At 44.6% G+C, this 10,547-nt stretch carries 9 protein-coding genes; 8 read left to right on the top strand and 1 reads right to left on the bottom strand.

All coding sequences use genetic code 11. From position 1 onward, the window contains the following. The first annotated feature begins 195 nt into the window (after positions 1 to 195). Entirely contained in the window at positions 196 to 1,287 is a 1,092-nt protein-coding gene (locus tag ACYQ2E_RS05160) for a hypothetical protein (protein WP_460017002.1), read from the top strand. Positions 1,288 to 1,706: 419 nt separating this feature from the next. Continuing rightward, positions 1,707 to 3,344: an ABC-F family ATP-binding cassette domain-containing protein gene (locus ACYQ2E_RS05155; protein WP_460017001.1), complete on the top strand. Its 1,638-nt coding sequence runs from the start codon at positions 1,707 to 1,709 to the stop codon at positions 3,342 to 3,344. Between the two features lie 155 nt (positions 3,345 to 3,499). Here ACYQ2E_RS05155 and ACYQ2E_RS05150 read toward each other — a convergent pair whose 3' ends face one another. Then, positions 3,500 to 5,314, bottom strand: a complete 1,815-nt coding sequence (locus tag ACYQ2E_RS05150; protein ID WP_460017000.1) for a BglG family transcription antiterminator — start codon at positions 5,312 to 5,314, stop codon at positions 3,500 to 3,502. A gap of 347 nt (positions 5,315 to 5,661) precedes the next feature. Here ACYQ2E_RS05150 and ACYQ2E_RS05145 point away from each other — a divergent pair, with 347 nt between their 5' ends. Genes ACYQ2E_RS05145 through ACYQ2E_RS05120 form a run of 6 tightly spaced genes read left to right on the top strand, consistent with a single transcriptional unit; the run spans position 5,662 to position 10,337 of the window. Beyond that, positions 5,662 to 6,444, top strand: a complete 783-nt coding sequence (locus ACYQ2E_RS05145) for an SDR family oxidoreductase (RefSeq protein WP_460016999.1) — start codon at positions 5,662 to 5,664, stop codon at positions 6,442 to 6,444. Between the two features lie 11 nt (positions 6,445 to 6,455). Further along, on the top strand, positions 6,456 to 6,872 hold the full coding sequence (locus tag ACYQ2E_RS05140) for a PTS sugar transporter subunit IIA (protein WP_460016998.1): 417 nt from the start codon (positions 6,456 to 6,458) through the stop codon (positions 6,870 to 6,872). Further along, entirely contained in the window at positions 6,873 to 7,361 is a 489-nt protein-coding gene (locus tag ACYQ2E_RS05135) for a PTS system mannose/fructose/N-acetylgalactosamine-transporter subunit IIB (protein WP_460016997.1), read from the top strand. It abuts the gene before it with no gap. Positions 7,362 to 7,412: 51 nt separating this feature from the next. Beyond that, on the top strand, positions 7,413 to 8,225 hold the full coding sequence (locus tag ACYQ2E_RS05130) for a PTS mannose/fructose/sorbose transporter subunit IIC (RefSeq protein WP_460016996.1): 813 nt from the start codon (positions 7,413 to 7,415) through the stop codon (positions 8,223 to 8,225). Positions 8,226 to 8,249: 24 nt separating this feature from the next. After that, positions 8,250 to 9,095, top strand: a complete 846-nt coding sequence (locus tag ACYQ2E_RS05125; RefSeq protein ID WP_460016995.1) for a mannose/fructose/sorbose PTS transporter subunit IID — start codon at positions 8,250 to 8,252, stop codon at positions 9,093 to 9,095. Positions 9,096 to 9,113: 18 nt separating this feature from the next. Continuing rightward, positions 9,114 to 10,337 carry a zinc-binding dehydrogenase gene (locus ACYQ2E_RS05120; RefSeq protein ID WP_460016994.1) on the top strand — a complete coding sequence of 408 codons (1,224 nt, stop codon included), beginning with the start codon at positions 9,114 to 9,116 and terminating at the stop codon, positions 10,335 to 10,337. Positions 10,338 to 10,547 lie beyond the last annotated feature (210 nt).

The raw sequence follows: 10,547 nt of genomic DNA, 5'->3' as shown, positions 1-10,547 counted from the left end.
GATTTTTACAGAATGTCTAAGTTTAAAATACAAAAAGCCGTCTATTGTCAACTTTTGGAATAGAAAAAATACTTAATTATTTGATAATTTCATATATTTACATAAGTCTCAAGTTGTGTTAAGATATAAAAAGTAATCATTGACACAAATTAAGGTTAAGCGCTTGTGAAAATGCTTTTCCAATAGGAGGATATTTTGAAGAAAATTTTAACTTATACATCCGGCATTATTTTTTCTTTTGCCTTAGCTGTAGGAATCACGGCGCAGTCTAGCGCTGATTCGCAAATGTATCGTCTTTATAATCCCAACTCCGGCGAACATTTTTATACGGCAAGTGAAGCCGAACGTGATAATGTCTTGTTTGCCGGCTGGAAATACGAAGGGACGGGCTGGGTTGCGCCGTCCACCGGGAGTCCGGTTTATCGTCTTTATAATCCAAATGCCGGCGACCATTTCTACACCTTGTCAAGTTTTGAGCGTGATAAGCTGGTCTCTGTCGGCTGGAATGACGAAGGAATCAGCTGGTATTCCGGCGGGTCAATTCCGCTTTACCGCAGCTATAACCCAAATGCTCTGGCTGGTGCGCATAATTATACGACGAGCATGGCTGAAGCAAACAATCTGACAAATGCCGGCTGGAGAAATGAAGGTACCGCCTGGTATGGTGTCGGTGTCGGGCAGGGCTACAATCCAAACGGGGTACCGCACAATGACTCGCTGGGCTACACAGTATTGACTCAGCAAGACCCGGCTTGGGCCTATAAAGCTTTTGGCCCAAGCACAGTGGGCACGTCTGGCTGTGGTCTGGTTTCGGTTCTGATGGCGGCGGATGCTTTGTTCAGCCAGCATTTTACGCCGAACGATGTCTTAGATTGGGCAAATTCGGCTGGTGCTTTTCCGTTTGAAGACCGCGGGGAATCAACAATTCCTATCGCTCAGCATTTAGGTCTCAACACCCGAGTTCTGTTTGACAATCCGGGACACGGTGAAGGCACAGCTGCACAAATTGAACAAATCAATCAGGTGCTGCGCTCCGGCGGCATGGTGCTGATTAGCGGCAAGTCAGTGCCAGGTTATGCTCCATATAGCAATGGTCAGTTGTCGCCATTTACAAGTACTGGTCACTATATCGTCATCAAAAAGCTGACAGCAGACGGAAAATGGATGATTTTTGACTCAAATGACGCGATTCACCCGCTTGATTCTGGGCTCAATAATAATTTAACTTTCAATCCGACGGATATCATGCGCGATCAGGGTTATTATGCGATTGCTTTAACCCGATAAGTTGTGGACACAATGACCAGAAAATAAGATAAAACAATATAAAAAAGCCGCCATTAGCGACTTGATCCCTATTCATCTGTTAGAGCTCTACAAAGAAAGAAGTAGACAGATTTGTCTTGGGTGTTTTATTATAAAAATTTTTCCTTAAAGAAAACTAAAACAAATATGATTAAAATGTCAAAAGAATGATTTTTATGTCATATTAATAATTTTATGTTAATTTTAAAATAAAAATCTATCCTTAGTGGTAGATTTTTATTTTAGGAGTTTTTATGAAAAATTTTAAGGGGAAATGTAGGTGTAGGAGTCACCTACAAGATGAATTATAAGGCTGCTTGCTTAAAAAAGGCTCAAGTGAAAGCTAAATTTTGCTTAAAGTGTGATAAAATAGGACAAATAACTATTTTAAAGGATTTTTCATGCTTACAGTATCAGATATTTCATTGGTTTTCAGCGACCGCAAACTTTTTGACGAGGTCAATATAAAATTCACGCCGGGCAACTGTTACGGCTTGATTGGCGCGAACGGCGCGGGTAAATCAACTTTCCTGAAAATTTTGGACGGTGAAATCCAGCCGACGACGGGTCACGTGTCACTGGGGCCAAATGAGCGTATGTCTGTCCTGCGCCAGAATCACTTTGACTATGAAGACCAGACGCCGCTTGATGTGGTGATGGGCGGAAATGCCCGTCTGGCTGAGGTGCGTGATGCGAAAGATGCCATCTATGCGAAGGCGGATTTTACAGAAGCTGACGGTGTGCAGGCGGCCGAGCTTGAGACGGAGTTTGCTGAGATGGGCGGCTGGGAGGCCGAAACCGAGGCGGCGCAGCTCCTGCAGAGCCTGGGCATTTCAGACAGCCGTCACTATGACTTCATGTCGACCTTCACAGCTGGCGAGCACGTCAAGGTGCTTTTGGCGCGGGCCTTGTTCGGCAAGCCCGATGTCCTGCTGCTGGACGAGCCGACTAATGGGCTGGACATTCCCGCAATCGAGTGGCTGCAGGAATTCCTGATTAACTTTGAAAATACAGTCATTGTCGTTTCCCATGACCGTTACTTTTTGAACAACGTGTGTACTTACATGGCTGACCTTGACTACGGCAAGATTAAGCTTTATCCGGGCAACTACGACTTCTGGAAGCAGTCCTCTGAACTGGCGCTGCGTCTGCAGTCTGACCAGAACCGCAAGGCGGAGGAAAAAATCGCTGAGCTGAAGGATTTCATTGCGCGGTTTTCGGCCAATGCGTCCAAGTCCAAGCAGGCGACGTCGAGAAAGAAAATGCTCGACAAGATTGAAGTGGAGGCCTTTGTGCCTTCGTCTCGGAAATATCCCTTCATTAATTTTGAGCAGGATCGTGAAATCGGCAACGACTTGCTGCGCGTGGATAATCTGTGCGTGTCCATTGAGGGTGAGAAAATCATTGAAAACATCAGTTTCATCCTGAACCCCGGCGATAAAACAGTTTTTATCGGCCAGAATGACCTCCAGCAGACGGCACTGCTTCGTGCTCTGGCTGGTGACATCGCAGATAATATGGAAGTGACGGGCGACATTAAGTGGGGTGTCACAACGTCTCAGAGCTATTTGCCGAAAGACAATACAAAAGATTTCGACAGCGACGACTCGATTCTTGACTGGCTGCGTCAGTTTGTGAAGACGAAGGAAGAGGACGACAACACTTATCTCCGCGGCTTTCTCGGCCGTATGCTTTTCCGCGGCGAGGAGTCGCTGAAATCGGTCAAAGTGCTTTCGGGTGGCGAAAAAGTCCGCGTGATGCTGTCCAAAATGATGCTCCTGCGCGCAAATGTGCTGGTGCTGGACGACCCGACCAACCACCTGGACTTGGAGTCGATTTCTGCGCTGAATGACGGGCTGACGAATTTCAAAGGCTCGATTCTTTTCAGCACGCATGATCATGAGTTCATCTCCACGATTGCCAATCATATTATCGTGCTCGGCAGGAAAGGCTGTATTGACCGCGTCAACGAGAATTACGACGATTTCCTGGCCAATGCGGAAGTGCAGAAAAAAGTGGAAGAGCTATGGAAGAACTGATTCTGCTGTGGCGCTATTGAGAGATTGGGGCTGACATCGAAACGGCCTCTAAAATATAAGCTGCGAAGGCATAAAAGTTCGCAGCTTTTTTCTTTGGCGGTTGAGTTCTTACGAAAACCGGGTGATTGATTTGATTTTTTTACACGTTTTACATCCTAAAACTCCCCCGCCAATGATTCGCTCAAGCATTGAATAAAATTTTCATAAGTAGGCATTTTCAGCAAATCTGGAAGTGTCTTTTCATTTTGGACAAAAGCGGACATGTAGTGCCAGAACTGGAATTCGACCGGGTTGTCTTTGGCGATTGAGACGAGGATGATGAGCTGGACCTTGTGGAGACTGTCCCACTGGATGGGTGTTTTCAGGAGTGCAACGGAGGCAATTGTTTTTTCTGTGAACGGGATTAATGGATGCGGCATGGCTGTTTCATTGCCGAAATAAGAGCTGGCAATTTTTTCGCGTTCTTTGACGGCGTTTAAAAATTCGCTGTTTAGATGACGACCGGTTGCCATCTTTGCCATGGTTTCCAGTACTTCGTCTTTAGAGGAGATGTTTCCAAAGTAAAAAGCGTTTTCCGAGAATTTAGACAAAATTGAAGAAATGCTGTTGAATCCGTTGAGCGCCAAGTTAATCCGCTCAAAGTCGTTCTCGGACGGAAAGTAGCTCAGATGAATCACGCCGCCGTGGTACTTTTCCAGGTTTTCTTCTGTTGAGAAAATCGCATCGTAGCTTTCAATGTCTGTAGAATCAATTCCATTTGGAAAAATGAAATCAATGCTTGCGATGAGATTCGGGAACCACTGGGAGATTTTATATTTCAGAAGCGATGTCTCAGACTGTCTGAGTTCAGAGATAATGAGAATGCGCTTCTTCAGCTCTTTTGGCCCCAGCAGATTCAACCCGTAGTTGAAATGCAGAATCAGATAAGCAATTTCATCAATTGAGATTTTCAAATCGTAGGCATTATTGAGCAAATCAGTAAAATACAAAGCAATATTTGCGGCCTGCGGGAATTTTTGTGTGATTTCCTCAGCCATGGCATTGGTAAGCTGTGTTCTCGACTTCACGCGGTAAAAAAGCGGGATTAAATGAAAGGTGATTTTCATTTTCAAAACAGCAGACAGGCCGAAATTTGTTGAAAACTTTTTGTCAATTTTCAGAAAGGCAGCTTCAACGAAGTTGTTGATTTTTTCCTGAATCTCACTGCTTTCAGAATACTCCAGTTTTCCTAGAATAATTAAAGTCAGCAGATTGATTTCGTTTTTGAACATCTGTGTGTCAAGTGTCCGATATTTCAAGAGCCGCTGAAGAATATTTTCAGCAATCTGATAAGCCTTTGCCTCCGACTTGGAAAGATCTTCCGAGCTGACAGCCGCTGAAACAAAGTAACAGCCTCGAATCCTGACCAGATTTCGATGTACATGCTCCGTGATATTCTGCAGCATGCTCTCACTCACACGGTACTGCATCTCCAAAAAAGAATTCGCCACCGTTTTATAAATCTCAAAAAGATCATCCGGGCGAGACGCAGATAATTGATGCATGCCGTACTTTGTGTCAGGCTCAAGCTTTGCCAGGCAAATCCTCTTATCAAGCTCCTCCCCCTCAACCTTGTAGCCGAAATTCGTCTTATAACACAGCTGCAGATTGAAAGAAGCCAGGATCTCCTTGACTTCCTTCATACAAAGATACAAAGTTGATTCACTCAAGTAAAACTCATTCTCCAGCTGGATTTTAGATTTAAAATCCTTTTGTTCCAATAAAAAGCGAATCACAAATTTTGCTCTATTTTTAGAGTCAGACACATCGCTCGCAGCTTCTTTCTGGACTTGAGCCCATTCCCCCGAGAACCGGTTCTTGTCGAGAATGATAACTCGGGAACCTCGGGAAGCCGCAGTTTCAAGCTTAAAAGAGCGGAACTTCTGACAGTAATCCAGAATAAATTTCAAATCCGTTTTCACCGTTCTCACACTGATACCAAAAGCGGATGCGAAATCCTTTGAGGTCAGAAATTCGCTATTGGAAGATAAGTACATATTCAAAATTTGAAATTGTCTTTGGCTTAGCAATAGCGCCTCCTTTCTAACTAAACATTTAATGATATTTCTATTATACAGTATTATATTTATACTAATTTTTCAAAAATTGCACGAATAATAGTGAAATGAAATAAAAATTAATATTGAAGAATTTGCACGCGCATCGTGCAGCGGATTAGATAAAAAAACGGGAATTCTTATTTTATAATAAACCCATAAAAAAGAAAGGAAACGTGAAGATTGACAGCTACAAAGAAAAAGAACTCAGGAGGTGACTCATGGATTGGTTAGGTATTAAAGGAAAAACAGTCATTGTCACCGGAGGCTCTTCCGGTATCGGCGCAGCAATTGTTAAAGAACTGTGTGCATTAGGAGTTCAAGTGGTTAATGCAGATGTGAGAGAAAGCACGTTTACGCATGAAAATTTATTTTTCAGCCAAACAGATGTGACCTCCGCTTCTTCGGTAGAGAAAACAGTTTCAGCCACGCTGGAAAAATTTCACACCATTGACGCAGTAGTTAACAATGCCGGTGTCAATATTCCCGCACTGCTAGTAGATGAAAAATTTCAAATCACCGAGGACATGTTTAATAAAATGATTGCCATCAATCAGAAAGGCGTCTACTTCATGGCGCAGGCTGCTGGTCGTGTAATGGTTGAGCATGGCGGCGGCGTTATCATCAATATGTCTTCCGAATGCGGGCTGGAAGGCTCAGAAGGCCAGAGCGTCTACGCAGCAACAAAAGCGGCCGTGAACAGCTTTACGCGTTCATGGGCAAAAGAACTAGGTAAAAAAGGTATTCGCGTGGTTGGAATCGCGCCAGGCATTATGGAAGAAACAGGCTTGCGCACACCAGAATATGAAAGTGCTTTGGCTTATACACGTGGAATCACAGTAGAACAGCTGCGGGCCGGCTACAGCAATACCAAGACGATTCCGCTCGGACGAGATGGAAAGTTACAGGAAGTCGCGGATTTGGTCGCGTATTTCATTTCAGAGCGCGCAGGTTATGTGGACGGTGTAACGCTAAATGTTGCGGGTGGAAAAACAAGAGGCTAGGAGTGATGCAGATGAACAGAATGATTTTGGTTGCACATGGTAAATTAGCACAAGAAATGAAAAACTCAGCAGAAATGATTTGCGGAGAATTGTCAGAGGTTTCGGCGATAGAGTTTTTGAAAGAAGACGGCTTTGACACAATTCAAGAAAAAATTTCTGCGCAAATGACAGATACAGAAGCTTCATATTTGATTTTCACAGATTTGTTCGGCGGAACACCCTATAATGCAAGCTGCGGTATTACACTGCAGCAGACTGAAAGTAAAATCAGAGTCCTATCAGGCATGTCACTGCCGCTGATATTAGAAGCCGCAAACATGTTGTCTCACCATTATTTGGACGACATCGTGAAAGTTATACTCAGAATTTCCAGCGAGACAGTAAAAATATTCCAGCCGCAATTGGCAGAAGAACAGGAGGAATTTTAAATGCAGATTAAATTCGCACGAATTGATGACCGGCTAATTCACGGGCAAGTGGTGACGGTCTGGGCAAAAGAAGCAGGCGCAGAGCGTATCATTGTTGTCAGTAAGGAAGTTGCCAATGATAAAATCCGAAAAGTACTGGTGAAACAAGCTGCGCCTCCAGGAATCAAGGTGAACGTCGTTGACCCTGAAAAAGCAGTCAACGTGTACAATAATCCAAAGTACGCAGACGAAACAGTTTTCTATTTGTTCACCAACCCGATAGAAGTGCTGGAGCTGGTACGCAATAAAGTGCCCATCACTTCCATCAATATTGGCGGCATGCAGTACAAGACGGGACGCACGCAGCTGACAAAAGCTGTCTCAGTTGATAAAGCAGAAGCGGAAGCTTTTCGTGAGCTAGAAGCCGCAGGTGTTACGCTGGATTCGCGAGTGGTGGCAACAGATTCAAAAGGCAACTTTTCAGGAAAACTAACGGAAGCGGGTTTTTAGAGGTGGCCGCAGCAGTAAAGCTGAGCCCCTCACATCTTAAAGGAAACAGAAATGGAACTATCAATTTTACAAATCGTACTCATCTTCATTTTTTCATGCATTTGCGGCATGGGAAGCGTGCTGGATGAGTTTCAAACACATCGGCCTCTGATTGCGTGTACGGTAATTGGTTTGATTTTAGGAGATGTACAAACAGGTGTCATCTTGGGCGGAACGCTGGAGCTGATTGCTCTGGGATGGATGAATATCGGCGCTGCACAGTCGCCTGATTCTGCACTGGCGAGTGTCATCTCAACGATTCTAGTCGTTGTCGGGAAGCAGGATATTCAGTCAGGTATTGCGATTGCACTACCGGTAGCAGCTGCAGGACAAGTCCTTACGGTCATTGCACGAACAGTTACAGTGGCCTTCCAGCATGCGGCTGACCATGAAGCTGAAAAGGCGAACTTCAACAGAATCATCATTCTGCACTTTAGCGCACTGTTTGTCCAAGCTTTGCGGGTAGCAGTGCCTGCAACAATCGTAGCAGCTTTCGTTAACGCGGAGATGGTTACAAAAATGCTGGGCATGATTCCGCCGGTCATTACAGGAGGTCTGGCTGTGGCAGGAGGATTTATCGTAGTCGTCGGTTACGCAATGGTACTGAACATGATGAGCGTCGTTTATCTGATGCCTTTCTTCTACCTCGGATTTGTTATGGGAGGATATTTGAATTTCAGTTTGCTGGCATTCGGAGTTGTGGGCTTGATTACAGCGCTGATTTACATACAGCTGAACCCGAATTTCAAGAAAAACAGGACTCAAAGCAATGCCGTTGCAGCAGTTGTGACGGGTGAATTAGCAGATGACGAGCTAGAGGATTAAGGGAATTAAAGGAGGAAAGCGACCGTGGAAAAAAATACGGAAATAATACAGGAGACGCAAATAACGAAGAAAGATTTGATAAGAACTTTTATTTTTTCAAACTTCCAGCAAGCGTCATTTAACTTCGAGAGAATCCATGCCTTGGCATTTTGTGTCGACATGATTCCGACAATCCGCCGTGTCTACAAAAACAAAAAGGAGCAGGCTGAAGCACTGAAGCGACATCTGACTTTCTTCAACACCATGCCCTTCATGTGCGGTCCTATCATCGGTGTGACAATGGCGATGGAAGAAGCGCGTGCAAACGGCGCAGACATTGACGACGGAACAATAAACAGTTTGAAAGTCGGACTAATGGGACCACTGGCAGGTGTCGGCGACCCAGTCATCTGGGGGACGCTGCGTCCGATTTTAGCAGCGCTTGGGGCATCTCTGGCGCTGACAGGCAATATCATGGGACCGATTCTATTCTTTGTGGTATTTAACGCAATTCGTATGGCAATGAAATGGTTCGGCTTAACCTATGGTTTCAGCAAGGGCATGGACATTGTCAAAGACCTCTCAGGGAACCTGCTGCAAAAATTAACAGAAGGTGCAACAATTCTCGGTTTGTTCATCATGGGAGTTCTGGTAACAAAATGGACAACAATTAATATTCCTCTCGTTGTATCCAAAACACAAGGTCCAGACGGGAAAATGGTAACAACAACGATTCAGAATGTCCTGAATGATTTGATTCCAAGCTTGCCGGCTTTAGGTCTGACCTTGCTGATGATGTATTTATTGAAGAAAAAAGTCAATCCGATTGTGCTGATATTCGCATTATTTGCGGTAGGAATCCTCGGATACTGGCTGAAAATTTTAGCTTAACTTAAAAAGGAGAATGAATTGAAAACTAAAGCAGTACGCTTATATGGAAAAGAAGATTTGCGCCTAGAAGAATTTGACCTGCCGCCAATCACAGAAAACGAGATTCTAGCTTCAGTCGTCACAGACAGCATCTGCATGTCCTCGTGGAAACTGGCGAAACTGGGAGCAGATCACAAAAAAGCGCCAAATGATCTGGCGGAAAATCCTATCATCATCGGACACGAATTTTGCGGAGAAATCTTGGAAGTCGGTGCAAAGTGGGCAGACAAGTACAAAAAAGGTGAGCGCTACGTTCTGCAGGCAAACTTGCAGCTGCCCGACCGTCCGGATTGCCCAGGCTATTCTTATAAGTACACAGGCGGAGATGCAACATACATCGTTATTTCCGAAGACGTGATGAATCAGGATTGTCTGATCCCATACAATGGCGAGACATACTTCGAAGGCTCGCTGGTTGAGCCCCTGTCGTGCGTCATCGGCGGCTTTGAAGCAAATTACCATTTAAAAGAAGGCAGCTATGAACATCAAATGGGTATCAAAGCAGACGGGAATCTCCTGATTATGGGAGGAACCGGCCCGATGGGCTTGCTGGCAATTGACTACGCGCTGCATGGACCTGTGCAGCCGAAAAAACTGGTGGTAACGGATCAAGACGCAGAAAAACTGGTACGTGCAGAAAAACTTTATCCTAGCCAGAACGGTGTAGAAGTTCATTACGTCAATGTTGCAGATGTGGAGGACGAAGTTCATGCATTGCGGGAAATCTCGGCTGGATTCGATGATGTGTTTGTTCTGGTGCCGGTGGCAGGCGTTGTAACGGATGCGGCAGAGCTGCTGAATCCGGACGGCTGTCTGAACTTCTTTGCAGGACCGCAGGACAAGCACTTCTCAGCCAACGTCAACTTTTATGATGTTCACTATTCCTTTACTCACTTCGTCGGCACATCAGGCGGAAGCACAGAGGATATGCGTAAAGCAGTAGCACTGATTGAAAACAAGCAGGTACACGTCGCTAATGTTGTGACACACATCCTGGGACTGGACGCCGTGGCAGAAACAACACTGAATCAGCCTGCAATCGGCGGCGGAAAAAAACTGATTTATACGCACAAACAAGCGGAGCTGACGAAGCTTTCAGATGTCGCAAGCGATTCCGAATTAGGAAAAATTTTAGCTGAAACAGACGGTATTTGGAGCCAGGCGGCTGAAAATTACTTATTGAACAGCTACCCGGAAATTTAAGTTATAAGAAAGAGTTGTCTCTAATAATAAAGATTAGGTTTTTCAAGGCTGAATGCTCCACTTTCTCGTGTGTTGTTTCGTCTGAGGAGGCTGTCAAAGATTAAAATAGGCGGCATATCTGGGTTTCGTTAACTTCAAAGATTCATTAAGATATAACTGAAAGAAAACTCTGTTTCTTGTGTTTATTCAGTTATACTTTAATCAAAATCT

It is taken from the genome of Lactovum odontotermitis (assembly GCF_054658595.1).
The sequence above is the reverse complement of the archived record's forward strand: the minus strand, read 5'-3'. Positions and strand labels throughout refer to the sequence as shown.